The sequence below is a fragment of the Pseudorhizobium halotolerans genome (genome assembly GCF_902153235.2).
In the GTDB taxonomy this organism is placed as follows: domain Bacteria; phylum Pseudomonadota; class Alphaproteobacteria; order Rhizobiales; family Rhizobiaceae; genus Neorhizobium; species Neorhizobium flavum.
This window is the reverse complement of sequence record NZ_CABFWE030000001.1, coordinates 503,511-523,176: the sequence shown is the minus strand read 5'-3', so window position 1 is coordinate 523,176 and position 19,666 is coordinate 503,511. Positions and strand designations below refer to the sequence as shown.

General features: G+C 62.9%; 13 protein-coding genes. 11 read left to right on the top strand and 2 right to left on the bottom strand.

Translation table 11 applies throughout. From position 1 onward, the window contains the following. Positions 1 to 3: 3 nt before the first annotated feature. Both arfB and FN060_RS02425 read right to left on the bottom strand, forming a co-directional pair. The gene (gene arfB / locus FN060_RS02430) at positions 4 to 438 is read right to left on the bottom strand and encodes an alternative ribosome rescue aminoacyl-tRNA hydrolase ArfB (RefSeq protein ID WP_142586717.1); all 435 of its coding nucleotides are present in this window, start codon (positions 436 to 438) and stop codon (positions 4 to 6) included. 95 nt (positions 439 to 533) lie between these two features. Then, positions 534 to 2,144, bottom strand: coding sequence for a phosphoenolpyruvate carboxykinase (locus FN060_RS02425; RefSeq protein WP_142586716.1), 1,611 nt, complete (start codon positions 2,142 to 2,144; stop codon positions 534 to 536). Positions 2,145 to 2,470: 326 nt separating this feature from the next. On the opposite strand from FN060_RS02425, the gene FN060_RS02420 reads away from it, so the two are divergent. The 11 genes from FN060_RS02420 (at position 2,471) to addA (ending at position 19,600) form a co-directional block, all read left to right on the top strand. Beyond that, positions 2,471 to 3,193: a response regulator transcription factor gene (locus FN060_RS02420; RefSeq protein WP_194483547.1), complete on the top strand. Its 723-nt coding sequence runs from the start codon at positions 2,471 to 2,473 to the stop codon at positions 3,191 to 3,193. Positions 3,194 to 3,290: 97 nt separating this feature from the next. Then, entirely contained in the window at positions 3,291 to 5,048 is a 1,758-nt protein-coding gene (locus FN060_RS02415) for a sensor histidine kinase (RefSeq protein ID WP_142586768.1), read from the top strand. Beyond that, positions 5,045 to 5,515, top strand: coding sequence for an HPr kinase/phosphorylase (locus FN060_RS02410; RefSeq protein ID WP_142586714.1), 471 nt, complete (start codon positions 5,045 to 5,047; stop codon positions 5,513 to 5,515). The genes FN060_RS02415 and FN060_RS02410 overlap by 4 nt, the downstream gene beginning before the upstream one ends. A gap of 116 nt (positions 5,516 to 5,631) precedes the next feature. Continuing rightward, positions 5,632 to 6,033, top strand: a complete 402-nt coding sequence (locus FN060_RS02405) for a PTS sugar transporter subunit IIA (RefSeq protein ID WP_142586713.1) — start codon at positions 5,632 to 5,634, stop codon at positions 6,031 to 6,033. Between the two features lie 11 nt (positions 6,034 to 6,044). Further along, entirely contained in the window at positions 6,045 to 6,320 is a 276-nt protein-coding gene (locus FN060_RS02400; protein WP_142586712.1) for an HPr family phosphocarrier protein, read from the top strand. A 124-nt stretch (positions 6,321 to 6,444) separates the two neighbouring features. Continuing rightward, positions 6,445 to 7,845, top strand: a complete 1,401-nt coding sequence (gene ahcY, locus FN060_RS02395; protein WP_142586711.1) for an adenosylhomocysteinase — start codon at positions 6,445 to 6,447, stop codon at positions 7,843 to 7,845. Between the two features lie 190 nt (positions 7,846 to 8,035). Next, positions 8,036 to 10,621 carry a PAS domain-containing sensor histidine kinase gene (locus FN060_RS02390; protein WP_142586710.1) on the top strand — a complete coding sequence of 862 codons (2,586 nt, stop codon included), beginning with the start codon at positions 8,036 to 8,038 and terminating at the stop codon, positions 10,619 to 10,621. Continuing rightward, on the top strand, positions 10,618 to 12,126 hold the full coding sequence (tsaE, locus tag FN060_RS02385) for a tRNA (adenosine(37)-N6)-threonylcarbamoyltransferase complex ATPase subunit type 1 TsaE (protein ID WP_142586709.1): 1,509 nt from the start codon (positions 10,618 to 10,620) through the stop codon (positions 12,124 to 12,126). The genes FN060_RS02390 and tsaE overlap by 4 nt, the downstream gene beginning before the upstream one ends. 22 nt (positions 12,127 to 12,148) lie before the next feature. Beyond that, entirely contained in the window at positions 12,149 to 12,877 is a 729-nt protein-coding gene (locus FN060_RS02380; RefSeq protein ID WP_142586708.1) for a nucleotidyltransferase family protein, read from the top strand. A gap of 2 nt (positions 12,878 to 12,879) precedes the next feature. Next, positions 12,880 to 16,065, top strand: coding sequence for a double-strand break repair protein AddB (addB, locus tag FN060_RS02375; protein WP_142586707.1), 3,186 nt, complete (start codon positions 12,880 to 12,882; stop codon positions 16,063 to 16,065). Beyond that, entirely contained in the window at positions 16,058 to 19,600 is a 3,543-nt protein-coding gene (gene addA, locus FN060_RS02370) for a double-strand break repair helicase AddA (RefSeq protein ID WP_142586706.1), read from the top strand. The genes addB and addA overlap by 8 nt, the downstream gene beginning before the upstream one ends. Positions 19,601 to 19,666: the final 66 nt, after the last annotated feature.

Sequence of the window (19,666 nt, the reverse complement as noted above, 5' to 3'; positions counted from 1 at the left end):
CGATCAGTCTCCCGCCGGCTTTCCACGCATCTTCTTTACTTCCGATCGGCCGGCCTTTGCCTTCAGACGCCGTTCGACGGAGCCCTTGGTGGGCTTGGTCGCCCGTCGTGGCGGCGGCGGCGGCTCGGATGCCTTGAGGATCAGTTCCTTGAGCCTCTCCCTCGCATCCTCGCGATTGCGATCCTGGCTGCGAAACCGGTTCGCCTCGATCATCAGCACGCCATCCTTCGACATCCGGCGACCGGCCAGACGAACGGCAGCCGCCTTGATACGGTCCGGCAGCGACGGAGAATTGGCGAGATTGAAGAAGAGCTGGACGGCAGTCGAGACCTTATTGACGTGCTGCCCGCCCGCGCCGCCAGCCAGCACGAACTGCTCTGTCAATTCCCAGCCGGCAATGGTGATGCGATCATTGATATAGAGCGGGTTGCTGGCCATGGTCGCCTCCGGTGGCCTCTATCCCATAAACAACGGACAAAGAAAACCGCCGGGCATTGGGGCCCGGCGGTCACATGTTAGTCAGTTCGAGTGGCTTACTCGGCCGCATTCAACAGCACAGGGGCGGCATCACGCACCCGGCTGTCGACATGGTCTTCGAACTTCTCGAAGTTGGCGATGAACATCGAGACGAGCTTCTTCGCCTGCTGGTCGTAGGCAGCACCATCGGCCCAAGTCGAGCGCGGGTCGAGAATGGCGGTGTCGACACCCTCAACCGCAACCGGGACCGCAAAGCCGAAGTTCGGGTCGGTGCGGAACTGCGCGGTCTTGAGGTCCCCGGTCAGGGCCGCCGTCAGGAGCGCGCGCGTCGCCTTAATCGGCATGCGCCGCCCGACGCCATAGGCACCGCCGGTCCAGCCCGTGTTGACGAGCCAGCAATCTACGCCATGGCGATCGATCAGGTCGCGCAGCAGGTTCCCGTATTCAGCCGGATGGCGCGGCATGAAGGGTGCACCGAAGCAGGTGGAGAACGTCGCTTCCGGCTCGGTCACGCCCTTTTCCGTGCCCGCGACCTTGGCTGTGTAGCCGGAGAGGAAGTGGTACATGGCCTGCTCGGGCGTCAGCCGGGCGATCGGCGGCATGACCCCGAAAGCGTCGGCTGTCAGCATGATGATCGTTTTCGGATGGGGAGCGATCCCCGTCGCCGACGCATTCGGGATGAAATGCAGCGGATAGGCCGAGCGGGTGTTCTCCGTCAGCGAGGCATCGTCGAAATCCGGAACGCGGTTTTCGTCCAGGACCACGTTTTCAAGCACGGTTCCGAAGCGGCGGGTCGCGGCATAGATTTCCGGCTCCGCCTCGGCGGAAAGGCGGATCGCCTTGGCGTAGCAGCCACCCTCGAAGTTGAAGATGCCGTTCTCGCCCCATCCATGCTCGTCATCGCCGATCAACGTGCGGCTCGGATCGGCCGACAGGGTCGTCTTGCCGGTGCCCGAGAGGCCGAAGAAGACGGCCGCATCGCCACCCGGACCGACATTTGCCGAGCAGTGCATCGGCATGACATGCTTTGACGGAAGCAGGTAATTGAGGACGGTGAAGACCGACTTCTTGTTCTCCCCGGCATAGGACGTGCCACCGATGAGCACGATGCCGCGGGTCAGGTCACAGGCGATGACTGTTTCCGTCCGGCAGCCGTGACGGGCCGGGTCGGCGCGGAAGCTCGGCAAGTTGATGATGGTCAGCTTCTGCACGAAGGTCTCGAGCGAAGCGCGGCTCGGCCGGATGAGAAGGTTGCGGATAAACAGCGCGTGCCAGGCCAGTTCCGTCACCACCCGTGTCGGAAGCGCGTTTTCCGGGTCGGCACCGCCGATCAGGTCCTGGACATACAGCGTTTTGCCGGCCGCATGAGCCAGCATGTCCTGATGCAGGATCTCGAAGCGTTCCGGAGACATCGGCCGGTTGTTGTCCCACCAGATGACATCCTCCGTCGTGTCATCGCGCACGATGAACTTGTCCTTCGGCGAGCGACCCGTGTGCTGGCCGGTTACGGCCCGCAACGCGCCGTCCGCCGTCAGGTCGCCTTCCCGGTTGCGGATCGCTTCTTCGTAAAGTTCCGTTTCCGAGAGGTTGTAATTGACGCGGGAAACGTCCTGGAAGCCGATCGCCGCTATCCCATTGGACGGATTGTAAAGTCCGAGCTCCTGCATGCGCGCCTTCCTTCCTTGGCGTTGTATGTGGCCCTCAACTAGCGCCGGGGTTCACAAAGAGCAAGTAGGGTAGACGGCGATAAGCCAACGATATCAATAAATTAATCGATTTAAAAAAATTTATTTCTTCTTAAATCGGTTTAGGTCGCGTTTTAACCCTGACCTAGCACCCCTCGCCTGAGTAGAGGGATTGTGACCCCCTGCCCCCGATCCCTTGCCTTGCCACAATTTGTTCCACCTTTATACTCAAAACGCGCATCGTCGGAACACCGACGCGGCTGGGATACTCCTGGAGATGCGCACGAATGGTAGTGGAGACAGAGAGCATGCAGACAATCGCCCTGGTGGACGACGACCGCAACATCCTCACGTCAGTGTCGATTGCACTGGAGGCTGAGGGCTACAAGGTCGAGACCTACACGGACGGCGCATCCGCACTCGACGGGCTTCTTGCTCGGCCGCCGCAGCTGGCAATCTTCGACATCAAGATGCCCCGCATGGATGGCATGGAACTGCTGCGCCGGCTCCGGCAGAAGTCGGACATACCGGTGATCTTCCTCACGTCGAAGGACGAGGAGATCGACGAATTGTTTGGCCTCAAGATGGGCGCCGACGACTTCATAACCAAGCCCTTCTCGCAGCGTCTGCTGGTGGAGCGCGTCAAGGCCATACTTCGCCGGGCGAGCGCTAGGGAGACCTTGGGGGCAGTCGGCAGCAAGGCGGGAACGGAGGCCCAGCAGGCCCGTACGCTGGAACGCGGGCAGCTCCTGATGGACCAGGAGCGTCATACCTGTACCTGGAAGGGCGAGCCCGTCACCTTGACGGTGACCGAATTCCTGATACTCCACTCGCTCGCCCAGAGGCCCGGAGTGGTGAAGAGCCGCGACGCGCTCATGGACGCGGCCTACGATGAACAGGTCTATGTCGACGACCGCACGATCGACAGTCACATCAAGCGCTTGCGAAAGAAGTTCAAGATGGTCGACGTCGATTTCGACATGATCGAGACGCTCTACGGGGTCGGTTATCGCTTCCGCGAGGCCGCCTGACCAGGGCAATCGCTTCACCGTAGGAGCCGCGCCAGGACGGGAGATCGGCCTGTCCGTGAAAGGACAATGCGTGGCAGACCAACTGCTCGACGAAGATATGCTTGACGCCCCCGATGCGGAGATGCGCCGGACGCCAAGGCGCATCTGGTCGCGTCCGTTCATTCTTATCCGACGTGTCTTCGGTCACGCCGTCTTCTCCAGCCTGACAAGGCGGATCCTGTTCTTCAACATTGCCGCCACGGTCGTGCTGGTGGGCGGTATCCTGTACCTCAACCAGTTCCGCGAGGGGCTGATCGACGCACGCGTCGAGAGCCTGTTGACCCAGGGCGAAATCATCGCCGGAGCAATCTCGGCCTCTGCTTCGGTCGATACGAACTCCATCACCATCGATCCGGAGAAGTTGCTCGAGCTGCAGGCCGGGCAAAGCATCACGCCGGTCCCCAATGACGAGGACCTCGATTTTCCGATTGATCCGGATCGCGTTGCACCTGTCCTGCGGCGGTTGATCTCGCCAACCCGAACGCGGGCCCGGCTTTTCGATGCGGATGCAAATCTCCTTCTCGACTCCCGGCATCTCTATTCCCGCGGCCAGGTGCTCCGGTTCGACCTGCCGCCGGTCGAGCAGGAGTCGGTGAGCTGGAACGACCGCATCGTCGGCCTGTTCAACCGCATGCTGCAGCAGCGCAACCTGCCGGTTTATAGGGAAGCGCCCGGCGGCGACGGATCGATCTACCCGGAGGTGATGAATGCCCTTACCGGCGTTCGCGGTGCGGTTGTCCGCATCAATGACAAGGGAGAGCTGATCGTTTCGGTCGCGGTTCCTGTACAGCGCTTCCGCGCCGTCCTCGGCGTGCTGCTCTTGTCGACCCAGGCGGGCGACATCGACAAGATCGTCCATGCGGAGAGGCTTGCGATCATGCGGGTCTTCGGCGTTGCGACGCTCGTGAACATCCTCCTGTCGCTCCTCCTTTCCTCGACTATAGCCAATCCCCTTCGGCGTCTGGCGGCAGCGGCAATCCGCGTCCGCCGTGGCGCCAAGCAGCGCGAGGAGATTCCCGACTTCGCCTATCGTCAGGACGAGATCGGCAACCTCTCCATCGCACTTCGCGAAATGACCACGGCGCTCTACGACCGCATCGACGCGATCGAGAGCTTCGCCGCAGATGTCAGCCACGAGTTGAAGAACCCGCTGACGTCGCTTCGTAGCGCCGTGGAGACCCTCCCGCTGGCGAAGTCGGATGATGCAAAGCGGCGCCTGACGGAGATCATCTTCCATGACGTACGCCGTCTCGACCGCCTGATCAGCGATATTTCCGACGCCTCGCGCCTCGATGCGGAACTGGCCCGTACCGATTCCACGCCGGTCGACCTGCGCGTGCTGCTCGGCAATCTCGTCGACATCTCGCGGCAGATCCGCAATGGCCGCAAGCCGGTGGAGATCGATCTTGCAGTGGATGCCAAGGGGGCCAAGCAAGACTTCATCGTCAACGGACACGACCTGCGGCTCGGTCAGATCATCACCAACCTCATCGAGAATGCACGTTCCTTTGTACCCGACGACCGCGGTCGCATCTCCATACGCCTCTCCCAGTCTCGCGGCCGCGTCAATGTCACCGTCGAAGACAATGGCCCCGGCATCCAGGCGGAGGATATCGACCGCATCTTCGAGCGTTTCTATACCGACCGGCCCGAAGGGGAGAGCTTTGGCCAGAATTCGGGCCTCGGCCTCTCAATCAGCCGTCAGATCGCCGAAGCCCACAACGGCACCCTCAGGGCCGAAAACATCGTCGATGCACGCGGCGCGGTCAAAGGAGCCCGTTTCGTGCTCTCCCTGCCAGCCGGAGAGCCTTCATGACGGGTGGCCAGGTCAATATTCACGCCACCGCGATCGTGGTGGGAACAGCGGGCCTGCTTTTTATCGGTCCGTCGGGATCCGGCAAGTCGTTGACGGCTTTCACCTGCCTTGCGGCCGCCTGGCGCGCCGGGATTTCCGCGATGCTACTTGCCGATGACCGGGTCTTGCTGTCGCGAGAAGACAATTGTTTGATGGGAAGATGCCCGGATGTCATCGCCGGGCTGATCGAAATACGCGGCAGCGGGATTGCCCGCGTTCCCCATGTGGCCGCTGCACCGCTTCATCTTGCCGTCAGGCTTGGCCCGGTGGAAAGGATGGAGCGGCTACCTCCGGAAGCCGAACGCTTCTCCATCGACGGCGTTGGTACGCTGCCGCAGCTCCGGTTGGCGGCACACGTCGCCGATCCGCTGGCGATAATCGGTGTGTTTTTCCCCGATATCGGCCTGCCGCCGCCCTTTCCGGGCTGAAAGCTACGGATTTTTGACTTGCACTTGATGTCTACATGGCGAAGATGGCTTCCCACCGCTGGACGCCTCTTTTGCAGTGCGATATGGGCTGCGCGTTGCCAGAGCAGGGGGAATTGATGATCGGACTTGTGCTTGTCACCCACGGCAAGCTGGCGGAGGAATTTCGACACGCGCTTGAGCATGTCGTCGGTCCGCAGAAATACATTGAGACGGTCTCTATCGGACCCGAAGACGACATGGACCAGCGGCGTCAGGACATCGTCGATGCGGTGTCCGTTGCCGATGATGGGCATGGTGTCATCATCCTCACAGACATGTTCGGCGGCACGCCATCTAACCTTGCCATCTCCGTCATGGACGGCGGGCGGATCGAGGTCATTGCGGGTGTCAACCTTCCAATGCTGATCAAGCTCGCTGGCGTCCGCGGCGACAATGACATGAACCGGGCGCTTCTGGAGGCCAGCGACGCGGGCCGGAAGTACATCAATGTCGCAAGCCGTGTCCTGAGCGGCAAGTAAGCGAACCCAGCATGTCAGTCCATTCCCGTGAGCTCCTTATCGTCAACAAGCGCGGCCTGCACGCCCGCGCCTCGGCGAAATTCGTCCAGACGGTTGCCAAGTTCAACGCCGAAGTCACCGTTACCAAGGACGGTACGACGGTCGGCGGGATGTCGATCATGGGGCTCATGATGCTGGCCGCCAGTCCCGGCTGCAGCGTCGAAGTCACGGCGGCGGGGCCGCAGGCGGCGGAGGTGCTCAGTGCGCTGGAGAGCCTGGTAGCCGACAAGTTCGGCGAAGAGATCTAGAGACACATAAAGACATAAGCACTTCTTTATGTGTCGTTGCTTCCCACCGGGAAGCCTGCTACACCAGCCTCCAGAATGCGGAAGGTGACGCCTCAGGGCGCGCAAACCACAGCTGGAGAGCTTCATGAGCACGGACAAGGACTACATCGTGGCCGATATCGGGCTTGCCGCCTATGGCCGCAAGGAACTCGACATCGCCGAAACGGAAATGCCCGGCCTCATGGCCTGCCGCGAGGAATTTGGCGAGAGCAAGCCGCTGAAGGGTGCCCGGATCTCCGGCTCGCTGCACATGACCATCCAGACCGGGGTCCTGATCGAGACGCTGAAGGCACTCGGTGCCGAAGTGCGCTGGGCTTCCTGCAACATCTTCTCCACGCAGGACCATGCCGCCGCAGCGATCGCCGAAGCCGGTATTCCCGTCTTCGCGGTAAAGGGCGAGTCGCTCACCGAGTACTGGGAGTACACTGACAAGATTTTCCAGTGGACCGACGGCGGCCTGTCCAACATGATCCTCGACGATGGCGGCGATGCCACCATGTACATCCTGCTCGGCGCCCGCGCCGAGGCGGGCGAGGATGTGCTGTCCAACCCGACCTCCGAGGAAGAGGAAATCCTGTTCGCGCAGATCAAGAAGCGCCTGCAGGCCTCTCCGGGCTGGTTCACCAAGCAGCGTGATGCAATCAAGGGCGTGTCGGAAGAGACCACGACCGGCGTCCACCGCCTGTACGAGCTCTCAAAGAAGGGCCTGCTCCCCTTCCCCGCCATCAATGTCAACGACTCGGTGACCAAGTCGAAGTTCGACAACAAGTATGGCTGCAAGGAATCGCTGGTCGACGGGATCCGCCGCGGCACGGACGTGATGATGGCCGGCAAGGTCGCCGTCGTCTGCGGCTACGGCGACGTCGGCAAGGGATCGGCCGCGTCGCTTGCCGGTGCCGGCGCCCGCGTAAAGGTCACGGAAGTGGATCCGATCTGCGCATTGCAGGCCGCAATGGACGGCTTCGAAGTGGTCGTGCTGGAAGATGTCGTCGACAGTGCGGACATCTTCATCACCACCACCGGCAACAAGGACGTCATCCGCATCGATCACATGCGCGCCATGAAGGACATGGCGATCGTCGGCAATATCGGCCATTTCGACAACGAGATTCAGGTGTCTGCACTGCGCAACCTGAAGTGGACCAACATCAAGCCCCAAGTCGACATGATCGAATTCCCCAAGGGCAACCGGATCATCCTTCTCTCGGAAGGCCGCCTGCTGAACCTCGGCAACGCCACGGGGCACCCCTCCTTCGTCATGTCGGCGTCCTTCACCAACCAGGTGCTTGCCCAGATCGAGCTCTTCACCAAGCAGGGCCAGTACAAGAACGAGGTCTACATCCTGCCGAAGCACCTCGACGAAAAGGTCGCCCGCCTGCATCTTGGCAAGCTCGGGGTCAAGCTCACGGAGCTATCGGAAGAACAGGCCGCGTATATCGGCGTCTCTCCGCAGGGACCATTCAAGGCAGAACACTACAGGTACTGATTTTAGCAAGTTGATCCACAAGATATTGATGGTCGCGGTCTTGACGGATCGCGACCTTCTTTTTTGGCGCCACCCTTCCCGCCGATTCCCGAAGCAAGTATTGTCTTAGACATCGATTCGCTCCTGCTTCGGGCAAGGGCGATGTGGGATGTCTTGTCGAGATGCGGCAAAGGACGGAGACAGACCGGGAATGGCGGTGAACGAACAGAACCCAGCGGAAGGGGCGGCTTGCTGTTGCGATGGCCGTGCTTCGCTCTCCCTCGGCGAGGGCGGGAACGCTCCGCAGGTTCGCCGCATATCCTTGCGGTCGAAGAGCCTGAAGCGCTCACTCATGCCCGCTCTCCTGTCGGGCAGTACCCTCGCAGCGTTTGCTGGCACTGCACTTGCCCAGCAGCAGGCACCTGCGGCAGTCAGGCTGTTTTCCTCATCCGAAGTCGCCATCTCTTCACTCGTCATCGGTGCACTCGGTGCAACCCTGCTTTCGGTTCTCTGGCTGGTGCGCCAGAAGGGGAATATGGAGGCGGAAAGCCAGGAGATGCGCAACGCGCTTTCCGACGCGCAGCAGCGCATCTCGAAATATGAGGCCCTGATCGCGGAGAAGAACCGCAGGATCATCATCTGGGACGGCTCGATCGCGCGTCCCGAGGTCCTTGGACAACTGCCGGCCGATACTGGCGCACCGCAAAACGACCGCGAGTTTCTCGCGTTCGGGCGCTGGCTGCGCCCCAAATCAGCGGCGGACCTGGAACGAGCTGTCGAATCACTTCGGGGCGACGCCTGCACCTTCGACATGGTGGCGGAAACCGTCCGGGACGAAATCCTCGAGGTTCAGGGTCGGGTCTCCGGCGGCAAGGCCTTCGTGCGCTTCATCGCGCTCAACAACCTGCGCGCCGAACTTGCCGAACTGAAGATAGAGCGGGAGCGGCTTCGGGGCTCCATCACCCTGTTCCAGTCCCTACTCGACGCCTTGGAACAGCCGGTGTGGCGCCGCGACAGCGACGGCAAGCTCGCCTGGGTCAACCACGCCTATAGCGAAGCCGTCGAAGCGGCGAGCCCGGATCAAGCGGTCGGCGAGGCTCGGGAGTTTCTGGGGACCATCACCCGCGAGAGCATCCGTGCGAACGCCACACCGGCCTCGCCCTTCCACGATCGCGTTTCCACCGTCGTTCACGGCAACAGGACGATCTACGAGATCGTCGACGTCGTCGCCGCCGGCGGGTCAGCGGGCATGGCACTCGACGTCTCCGAGGCCGAATCGGTCCGGGAGGAGCTGAAGAGGACGCTTCGCGCCCATGCCGAAACGCTGGACAATCTCGGGACGCCCGTGGCGATCTTCGATCGCGATCGCCGCCTGCAATTTTACAACCAGGCCTTCATGACGCTCTGGGGCCTCGATCTCGGCTTCCTTGATTCTCGCCCGGACAACAGCGAGCTCCTCGACCGCCTGCGCAGCAGCAACAAGCTTCCGGAACCGCTCAACTGGCGAAGCTGGAAGGAGTCTGCGCTTTCCATCTACCAGGCGCTCGATGCCAAGGATGAGCTCTGGCACCTGCCGAACGGAGAGACATTGCGCGTGGTCGCCACCGCTCATCCGCAGGGTGGCGCCACCTGGGTGTTCGAGAACCTGACCGAGCAGGTCAACCTGGAAACGCGCTACAACACGCTTCTGCAGGTCCAGGGGGAGACGATCGATCACCTTTCGGAAGGTGTGGCGGTGTTCGGCCCCGACGGCAGCATCCAGCTTTCCAACCCGGCCTTCCGCGCGCTCTGGGGAATCACGGCAGAGCAGGCAAAGCCGGGCACGCATATCAGGGCCATCGAGGAAGCCTGCAGCCCCTCCTACGACAAGCCCGACGGCTGGCGCCGTTTTGGCCAGATGCTGACCAGCGGTGACGATGCGCGCCCCTCCCTGCAGGGGACGTTCGAGCTCTATTCCGGCCTAATCCTCGACTACGCTGTCACGCCGCTACCCAATGCCCAGACGATGTTCACCTTCGTCGACATGACCGCCAGCGCCCGCGCCGAGCGTGCGCTGATGGAGAAGAACGAGGCGCTGCGGAAGGCGGACGAGATCAAGAACGATTTTGTCCAGCACGTATCCTACGAGCTTCGCTCGCCACTCACCAACATCATCGGCTTCACTGATCTGCTGAAGACCCCCGGCGTCGGGGCCCTCAACGAACGCCAGGCGGAGTATGTCGAGCACATCTCGACGTCTTCCTCGCTGCTGCTCACCATCGTCAACGACATCCTCGACCTCGCCACGGTCGACGCCGGCATCATGGAGCTCAACTACACGGAGGTTGGTCTTGACGACCTCTTGGACGACGTGGCGATGCAGATCGCCGACCGTCTGCACGAAAATGCCGTGACGCTGGAGATTACAGCTCCAAGAGGCTTGGGAAGCATCATTGCGGACCAGCAGCGGCTGAAGCAGATCCTTCTGAAGCTGCTCACAAATGCCACAAATTTTGCGCCCGAGGGCAGTACCGTCACCCTGACCTGCCGGCGGGACGACCAGGACGTCTACTTCTCCGTCTCGGATGATGGTCCCGGTATCCCGACGGAAATGTTGAGCAGCGTCTTCAACCGCTTCTCCTCCAGCCCGCAAGGCGGCAAGCGCAGCGGCGCGGGCCTCGGCCTCTCCATCGTCGAGAGCTTCGTCACCCTCCATCACGGCGACGTGCGTATCGACAGCCGCCCCGGTGGCGGAACAACCGTTACCTGCCGCATCCCGACCGGATCGGCCATGCGTACCATCGCCGCCGCAGAATGAGTGGCAACCCGGCGATCGTCGTCACCCTTGCGGACGAAGCGGCGACAACCCAGCTCGGCGAAGACCTCGCGCTTGCGCTGCGGCAAGGGGACTGCCTGGCGCTATCGGGGGATCTCGGAGCCGGTAAGTCGACATTCGCACGCGCCCTGTTGCGTGCCATGGCGGATGAGGACGCCCTCGAGGTTCCCTCGCCTACCTTTACATTGGTGCAGAACTACGAACTGCGCATTCCCGTTGCCCATCTCGACCTCTATCGGCTTGGAGACCCCTCCGAGCTGGATGAACTCGGCCTGGACGAAACCCTCGCCACGGGCATAGCTTTGGTCGAATGGCCGGAGATGGCTTGGGATCTTCTCCCTCCGGCTCGGCTGACGATGCGGCTGGAGCACGATAGTGCCGGCCGAACCGCAAGAATTTCGGGGCCAGCGCCGGCGCTGGAGCGGATCCGGCGATCCCTCACCATTCGCACAACGCTGATCCAGTGGGGATACCTAGACGCGAGGCGGCGGTACCTGACCGGCGATGCCTCGGTGCGTGCCTACGAAACTATTGCTCCAAATGAGGGCGGCTCGCTCATCCTGATGAACTGGCCTCGCCAGCCCGACGGGCCGCCGGTGCACGACGGGAAGCCCTATCCGAAAGTTGTCCACCTTGCCGAAGACGCGTACCCGTTCGTCGCCGTTTCCCGGTACCTCCGGGAGCTCAGCCTCGCTGCGCCGGAGGTCCTGCGGGTCGACTACGACCAGGGGATCCTCCTCCTCGAGGACCTCGGGCAGGAAGGCGTCCTTGACGAAAAGGGCCGGCCGATCCCAGATCGCTACCGGGAAAGCGTCGTCTGCCTCGCCTATCTGCACGGCCACCCGCCGCGCCAGGATCTTCCCGTGGATGGCCGCGTCCACCATATCCCCGACTTCGACCCTACGGCGATGAAGATCGAGGCCCGCCTCCTGCTCGACTGGCACCTTCCCTGGAAGCGCGGCACCGACCCCACCGAGGAGGAAAGGCAGGCCTATCTGGCCGTCTGGGACGATCTGATTGCCGAACTCGCGCCCGCCGAGAGAAACCTGCTGCTGCGCGACTTCCACTCCCCAAACATCATCTGGCGCGCCCATGAGTCCGACGTCCGCCGGGTGGGGATCATCGATTTCCAGGATGCCATGATCGGCCCGACCGCCTATGATCTCGCCTCCATCGTTCAGGATGCGCGGGTCGATGTTTCGCCTGCACTGGCAGAACAGATGATGCGTGACTACGTCGCCCTGCGCCGGTCACTCGGGTCGTTCAATGAAGCTGTCTTCCTCAAGGCATTCGCGATCATGTCGGCGCAGCGCAATTGCAAGCTTGCCGGGCTCTGGGTGCGACTGATGAAGCGCGACGGCAAGCCGGGCTACATGAAGCACATGCCCCGCACCCTCGCGCACCTCGCGCAAGCTCTAAAGCACGAAGCTCTCGCTCCGCTTCGCCACTGGTGCCTGGAGACCGGAATAGAGCTACCCGAATCATGAGCCCTGCTTTAGAAAGCAGGACATGAAGATCGCCCAGGCCATGGTGCTCGCAGCGGGTCTTGGAACCCGCCTCCGCCCAATCACCGATACCATGCCGAAACCGCTGGTGCCGGTCGCCGGCAAGGCGATGATCGACTACGCGCTGGATGCGCTCGCCGATGCAGGCGTCCATCGGGCGGTCGTCAACGTCCATCACTTCGCCGACCAGATGGAGGCGCATCTGAAGGCCTATCGGCGGCTGGAGGTGGCGATTTCCGATGAACGCGATGGGTTGATGAACTCGGGGGGCGGGCTCGCCAAGGGCGTCCGACTATTGTATCGTGCCCCGCTCTTCGTGATGAATGCGGACCTGTTCTGGGTAGGGGAAAAATCGGGTCAGCCCACGAACCTGGAGCGTCTTGCCACCTTCTTCGACCCGACCGTGATGGATATGGCGCTCCTTTGCGTACCTCTGGAGCGGACCACGGGCCATAATGGCAAGAAGGATTTTCAGCTCGATGATGGCGGCCGCCTGACACGCTATCGCGACGGAGCCCAGCCGCTCGTCTACGCTGGAGCCATGGCGATGCACCCTTCCCTTCTGGACGATGCGCCCGACGACGCGTTCAACCTCAATCTCTATTTCGACAAGGCCATTGCCGCAGGCCGGCTCTACGGCCTTGTGCTCGAGGGTCACTGGCTGACGGTCGGAACACCCGACGCGCTCGTCGAGGCGGAAGAGGCTCTCTCCCGTCTCCACGCCGAGGCGTGACCATGGAGGGCCGCCGTCACAAGCGGGTATTCACCATCCCCTCGGGCACGCCGTTCCTGAGGACAGTCGCCGCAGCACTTTGTGACGGTAGATTGCATGGGGGCTTCTGTCACGACCCACGGGACCCGTTGTCGCTCTCCAATGTCACCATTTTCGTCCCGACGCGACGCGCGGCACGCGTTCTACGCTCGGAATTCGTGGACCTTCTGGGTGGAGGTTCCGCCATTCTTCCCGTGATCCGTCCGCTTGGCGAGACCGAGGACGACAGCGGCTATTTCGATCTCGCTGCACCTGAAGAGATGGACCTCGCGACGCCGATCGGCGGGGTGGCACGGCTTCTGGAACTCGGCCGGTTGATCCTCGCCTGGCGCAACAGGCTGCCGCAGGTGGTCATCGACATCCATTCCGATTCGCCGCTGATTGCGCCGGCTAGTCCGGCGGATGCCATCTGGCTTGCGCGATCGCTGGCCGAACTGATCGATTCCGTCGAGACTGAGGAACGGAATTGGGCGGAGCTGGATAATCTCCGGACGGACGACCTTGCAATCTGGTGGCAGCTTACCGCCGAGTTTCTTCGCATCGCCAGCGAGTTCTGGCCCGGGCGGCTTCAGGAGCTGCGCCGCTCCTCACCCGCCCGCCACCAAGCGGCCCTCCTGCGCGGCGAAGCACGACGGATTGGCGAGCGCCAGCACAAGGGGCCGGTTATCGTCGCGGGATCGACTGGCTCCATCCCGGCCGCCGCGGATCTCATTGCCGCAATCGCAGGCCTCCCGGAAGGGGTGGTCGTCCTGCCCGGCCTGGATTGCGCCATGCCCTCCGACCATTGGCAGGCGATCAGCAGCGAAGCCCCGTCGGGACGGATAGAGCCCGCAAGCCGCAGTCATCCGCAGTTCGCACTATCCCGCCTGCTCCTCAAGCTCGGCGTCGATCGTGACGAGGTGACCGTGCTTGAGCCACCATCGGCCGATCTCGATTTTCGCAACCAAGCCCTTTCGCAAGCACTTGCTCCGTCGGCTGCAACGGACGAATGGAGCATCTGGCGCACCGAGACGAGCCCCCACCATCTTGAGGATGCCTTCAGGGATGTCGCCCTCATCGAGGCGGGGAACGAGCGGGAAGAGGCGGTCGCGATCGCCATTGCACTCCGTCTCGCACTTGAACAGCCGGGACAAGGGGGGCGTGAGTCACAAGCGGCGCTGATCACGCCCGACCGCGCACTTGCGCGGCGGGTGACGGCGGAGCTTGCGCGCTTCGGGATCACGGCCGACGACACGGCAGGCACACCCCTTTCCGCCACGCCGCAGGGCACCTTGCTCCAGCTTCTCCTGGAGGCAACGCTGCGGCCCGGCGATCCAGTGGCGATAACCTCGCTCCTGAAGCATCCGCTAATGCGCCTCGGGATGGAGAGGGAAACGCTTCGTGAGGCGGCGGAAGCGCTTGAGCTCATCGCCTTGAGGGGTGGTCGGGGGGACTTGGACATCTCGGCGCTTGCACCCTTGCTCGAGGAGCAGCGGGAGGCACAGCGCGAGGATCGCCATCCGCCGGCATGGCGTTCCACCCTCCCCGACATGGCCTTCGCCGCAGCCCTCGACCTGGCACAGCGACTGGGTAAAGCCGTTGAACCGCTTGCTGGCGCGCTGTTCGCACGTCGGGCTGATGGGCGCGGGTTAACCTCCAAACTGACCCTTTCCGATTGGGCAACCCGCACCGGACGGGCGCTGGAAGCCATCTGCGCCGATGAAGGAGGGGACCTCTCCTCCCTCTGGTCGGGGGAAGCGGGAGAGCGGCTCACCTCCCTTCTCGGCGAGGTGATCGATACCGACGGGCAAATGGAGGCGGATGGGCCGCAATGGATCGACATCATGCAGGCGCTGACGACGGGCGAGGCCGTCAAGCCGCGTTCGCTGAGCCATCCGCGGGTGTTCATCTTCGGCACTCTGGAAGCCCGGCTGCAGAGCGTGGACACGATGATCCTCGGGGGAATGAACGAAGGCTCGTGGCCGGGGCAGACCGTCAACAACCCCTTCCTCTCGCGGACAATGAAAACGCAAATGGGATTGGAGCCGCCGGAGCGGCGGATCGGGCAACTGGCGCATGACTTCGTCATGGCCAGCGGAACGCGGCAGTTGATCTACTCGCGCTCGCTTCGACGGGGTTCCACGCCAACCGTTGCCTCGCGGTGGCTGCAGCGACTGCTGGCGCTCGGAGGGGAGGACCTCGCGCGGCAGCTCCGAACGCGTGGCGATCAGTACCGGCGTTGGGCGAGTGAGATTGATGCCGGCGAGAACCAGGCGCCGGCAAAACGCCCTGCGCCGAAACCGCCGGCAGACCTGCAGCCAATGCGCTACTCCTTCAGCGAAGTCGGTCGGTTGCGACGAGACCCTTATGCGATCTATGCCCGCCGAATCCTGAGGCTTGATCCGGTCGCGCCGTTCAACGCCGATCCCGGCGCAGCCGACCGCGGCACGCTCTATCACGCCATCATCGACCGCTATACAAGGGAAAAGCACGTCGCCGGCACACCAGCATCTCTGGAGGCAATGCGCCGGATCACTGATGAACTCTTCGACGCCGAACGCCTGCCGCCGCATATCGACCGGGTCTGGCGGCCTCGTTTCGGGGAGGTCGGCCGTGCCTTCCTGGAATGGGAGGCACGCCGCGCGCCCGACATCCGGACGACCGCCACCGAATGCGGCGCCGGCTGGGACATTCCTGGCCTGGACGTCCGGCTAACGGGTATCGCCGACCGGATCGATATCAAAGGCTCGAACCTTGCCACCATTATCGACTACAAGACCGGATCGAGCCCAACCTGCTCGCAGGCGCGTTCGCTTCTCGACCCGCAACTGGCGCTGGAGGCGGCCGCGCTACGCGCCGGTGCCTTCAAATCCGTCGGATCGGTTGACGTCGACGAGCTTCTTTACGTCCGACTGAAGCCGGGCGACCGTTTCAAGCCGGAATGCGTCAACAACGAAGCCAAGAAGGACGGCAAGTCGGCCATGGACCTTGCCGAAGAGTCGATCGAGCAGTTGACGAAGTTCGTGACGCATCTGCGGAGCGGCAGGACGGGCTTTGCGTCACGGCTCGTACCCTTCATGCAGAGCGACTTTGGCGGCGATTACGACCATCTCGCCCGTGTCGCCGAATGGTCGACCGCCGATGCCGAGGAGGTCGAGGCCGATGAATGACGCCCTGCCCCGGGGGGACGATCCGCGCGACTGGCTGGACTGGACGGCGACACGACAGTCGCTCGCCTCCGATCCTGCGAGTTCCGCCTGGGTCTCGGCGAATGCCGGATCCGGAAAAACGCATGTGCTGACGCAGCGGGTGATCCGGCTGCTGCTTTCGGGATGCCGCCCGTCCTCCATCCTCTGCCTCACATATACCAAGGCGGCCGCCTCGGAGATGTCGAACCGCGTCTTCCAGCGGCTGGCCGAATGGGCCGTCCTCGATGACGGCGACCTGAAGCAGCGGATCGCCTCGATCGAGGGTGCCGAGCCGGATGCGCTGAAGTTTGCGGAGGCCCGGCGTCTGTTTGCTAGGGCGCTTGAGACACCGGGCGGCTTGAAGATCCAGACGATCCATGCATTCTGCGAGGCGCTCCTCCACCAGTTTCCGCTGGAGGCGAATGTGGCAGGGCATTTCTCCGTCTTGGATGATCGTGCTGCATCGGCCCTCCTTGCCGAGGCGCGTCGTTCACTGCTGACCGCAACATCGGCGGAAGATGATCCGGTGCTGGCCGAAGCCTTTGCTCATGTGCTGGATCTCGGCGATGAGTTCGGGCTGGAGAATCTGCTCGGCGAAATTGTCGCACGCCGCACGGCGATCCGGCAGTTTCTCGCCCATTCAGCCCGGCAAGGAGGCGTCGATCTCCTCCTGCGGCAGGCCTTCGGCCTGCCAGAAGCCGCAACGGAAGCCTCCGTCGCCGAAAGCTATTGGCCGCTTCCCGGCCTTTCGGGAGGGACATTGGCCACATATTTGCAGCTTGCGGACGAGAAGGGCGGCTCAAAGGTGCAGGAGGTCGCCTACGGCCTGCGCCTCTGCCAAACGGAGAGCGATGCGCATCGGCGCGTCCAGATTCTTGAGGGTCTGTTTCTAACCAGCGTCGGCAAGCCGAAGGCAGACAGTTCGCTGTTGGCGAAGAAGATGCTCGACGCAGCGCCCGCGCTCGCCAGCGCCGTCGATCTCGCCCGCAACCACGTTCTCACCTGCCGCGATCGGCTACGCGTCATGCGCATGGCAAGGGCAACGGCTGCCGCGCTCGTGCTTGCCGAACGGCTGAACGACGACTACGAGGATCTGAAGAAGCAGCGCAGCCTGCTCGACTTCGAAGACCTCATAGCGCGAACAGCAGATCTTCTGACCCGGGACGGCGTCGGGGCCTGGGTGCACTACAAGCTCGACCAGGGGATCGACCACATCCTCGTGGATGAGGCACAGGACACCAGTCCCGTACAATGGGAGGTCATCAAGTCGCTGGCCGAGGATTTCTATTCCGGCAGCAGTGCCCGGACGACGAGACGGACGATCTTTGCCGTCGGAGACGAGAAACAGTCCATCTATTCCTTCCAGGGCGCAAAGCCGGAACGCTTCGCGGCGGAGCGTACCCGCACACGCGAGGATGTGGAAGCGAGCGGTCAACTCTTCCATCCGGTGCGGCTGCCGCTGTCCTTCCGATCCACCGCCGATGTCCTGTCGGCGGTGGATCAGGTCTTCTCGCTGCCCGAGAACGCACGTGGACTGACGTTCGAGGATGAGGCTATCGTCCACCGCTCGAACAGGATTGGGCATCCGGGTGCCGTCGACCTGTGGGACGTGGTGGTGCCGGAGGTGGCCGATGCCGGCGAGGACTGGACGGCACCATTCGATGCGACGCCCGACAAGGCGCCATCGGCGATCCTGGCGTCGCGCATCGCCCATTCGATCGGAGAGATGATTGGACGCGAGACCATCATCGAGAAGAGCATCGAGCGACCGATCGAGCCGGGAGACGTGCTCGTCCTGGTGCGCAAGCGCGACGCCTTCGTGAACGCCCTTACCCGGGCCCTCAAGCGGCGCGGGAATATTCCTGTCGCCGGTGCCGACCGACTTCGCCTCACCAGTCACATTGCGGTCCAGGACCTCCTGTCGCTCGGACGTTTCCTGGTGCTGCCCCAGGACGACCTGTCGCTGTCAGCCCTCCTCAAGAGCCCGCTGTTCAACCTGTCGGAAGAAGACCTTTTCGAAGTGGCAGCACTGCGGCCGGAGGGAAGCGGCGTCTGGCAGCATCTGTGCCGACTTGCAGACGAGCAGCCGCTGCGGTTCGCAACGGTGAAAGAGAAACTGAAGCAGCTCCTGTCGATGTCACGGCAGATGAGCCCCCACGATCTCTATGCCCGGGTTCTCGGGCAAATGGGGGGGCGTCGCCAGTTCTTGGGGAGACTGGGCACAGAAGCGGGCGATATCCTGGACGAGTTCCTGACTTTCGCCCTCGATCACGAAGGCAAGGGTCTGCCAGGCCTCCAGTCCTTCGTTTCGACGCTGGAGATCGAATCACCGGAGATCAAGCGCGAGCAGGACAGCGGCCGTAACGAGGTACGGATTATGACCGTGCATGCCTCCAAGGGTCTGGAGGCGCCGATCGTCTTCCTAGTGGACAGCGGGTCAAAGGCCTTCATTTCCTCGCATGTGCCGAAACTGCGCCTTCTGCCGCAGGATGGGCTGGAAGTTCCGGCATGGGTACCGACAAAGACGCTCGCCAATTCCTTGACGAGTGCCGATGACGAACGGCTGAGGCAGGCGACCGAGGAGGAGTATCGGCGGCTACTCTATGTCGGCATGACGAGAGCTGCAGACCGGCTGATCGTATGCGGTTATCGCGGCAAGAACGCCAATCCCGACACCTGGAACAGCATGATCGCGAACGCCCTCTGCGGCCACCCGCAGCATTGCAGCGCCGCTCGCTTTTCCGGCCCGGAGGGGGAATGGGGCGGCTTCCGCTGGCGCCTTCCGGCAGGGGTCTATACCGCCAAGCGTGCGGATGATGCGAAGGAACACCCGGATCAGGCTCAGCCTCTGCCGGCGGCACTCGGCCGTGCCCTTCCGCCACAGGTCTCGCTTCCACGCCCACTCAGCCCGTCCGGCGCCGGCACCATGGTCGAAGACGAGGCAGACGATCTTCTGACGGCATCGCCGCTCTTCGGGGAAAGGACCGCAGATGGCCTGTCTCTCCAGAAAGGTCGGCTGGTACACCGCATGCTTCAGGTTCTTCCGGATTTTCCGGTCGGCGAGCGGGCCGAGGCGGCAAGGCGCTATGCGGAGCGGGCGGCGCGTTTCTGGCCGTCGGCGGAGCGCGAGACCTTGGTTCACTGCGTGCTTTCGGTGATCGAGCATCGTGATCTCCAGCCTGTCTTTTTGGGCCACAGCCAGGCGGAGGTATCGATCATGGGGACGCTCCGCCTGGGCGGGCAGGACTATGCCATCTCGGGCCGCATCGACCGGATGGCCGTTGATGACGACGAGGTTACGGTCCTCGACTACAAGACGAACCGGAAGCCGCCGGATCGCGAAGAGGATGTGCCCCTCGTCCATCGGGCACAGCTCGCCCTCTACCGCGAGATCCTGCGGCCGCTCTATCCAAGGCACCGTTTTCGCTGTGTCCTCGCTTATACGGAGACGGGCGGCGTGGTGTCGCTGTCGCCGGAGATCCTCGACCGTTCGCTTGCCGAGCTTCGGCCAAAGTGAGATAGCAGTATTGAAAAGAGGCGGCCGCAGCCTCACATTGTGCGCAACACATTCTTCACAAGGAGA

Coding starts and splice junctions, on each gene's coding strand:
- arfB (WP_142586717.1), bottom strand. CDS start 438: ATGGCCAGCAACCCGCTCTATATCAATGATCGCATCACCATTGCCGGC.
- FN060_RS02425 (WP_142586716.1), bottom strand. CDS start 2,144: ATGCAGGAGCTCGGACTTTACAATCCGTCCAATGGGATAGCGGCGATC.
- FN060_RS02420 (WP_194483547.1), top strand. CDS start 2,471: ATGCAGACAATCGCCCTGGTGGACGACGACCGCAACATCCTCACGTCA.
- FN060_RS02415 (WP_142586768.1), top strand. CDS start 3,291: ATGCTTGACGCCCCCGATGCGGAGATGCGCCGGACGCCAAGGCGCATC.
- FN060_RS02410 (WP_142586714.1), top strand. CDS start 5,045: ATGACGGGTGGCCAGGTCAATATTCACGCCACCGCGATCGTGGTGGGA.
- FN060_RS02405 (WP_142586713.1), top strand. CDS start 5,632: ATGATCGGACTTGTGCTTGTCACCCACGGCAAGCTGGCGGAGGAATTT.
- FN060_RS02400 (WP_142586712.1), top strand. CDS start 6,045: ATGTCAGTCCATTCCCGTGAGCTCCTTATCGTCAACAAGCGCGGCCTG.
- ahcY (WP_142586711.1), top strand. CDS start 6,445: ATGAGCACGGACAAGGACTACATCGTGGCCGATATCGGGCTTGCCGCC.
- FN060_RS02390 (WP_142586710.1), top strand. CDS start 8,036: ATGGCGGTGAACGAACAGAACCCAGCGGAAGGGGCGGCTTGCTGTTGC.
- tsaE (WP_142586709.1), top strand. CDS start 10,618: ATGAGTGGCAACCCGGCGATCGTCGTCACCCTTGCGGACGAAGCGGCG.
- FN060_RS02380 (WP_142586708.1), top strand. CDS start 12,149: ATGAAGATCGCCCAGGCCATGGTGCTCGCAGCGGGTCTTGGAACCCGC.
- addB (WP_142586707.1), top strand. CDS start 12,880: ATGGAGGGCCGCCGTCACAAGCGGGTATTCACCATCCCCTCGGGCACG.
- addA (WP_142586706.1), top strand. CDS start 16,058: ATGAATGACGCCCTGCCCCGGGGGGACGATCCGCGCGACTGGCTGGAC.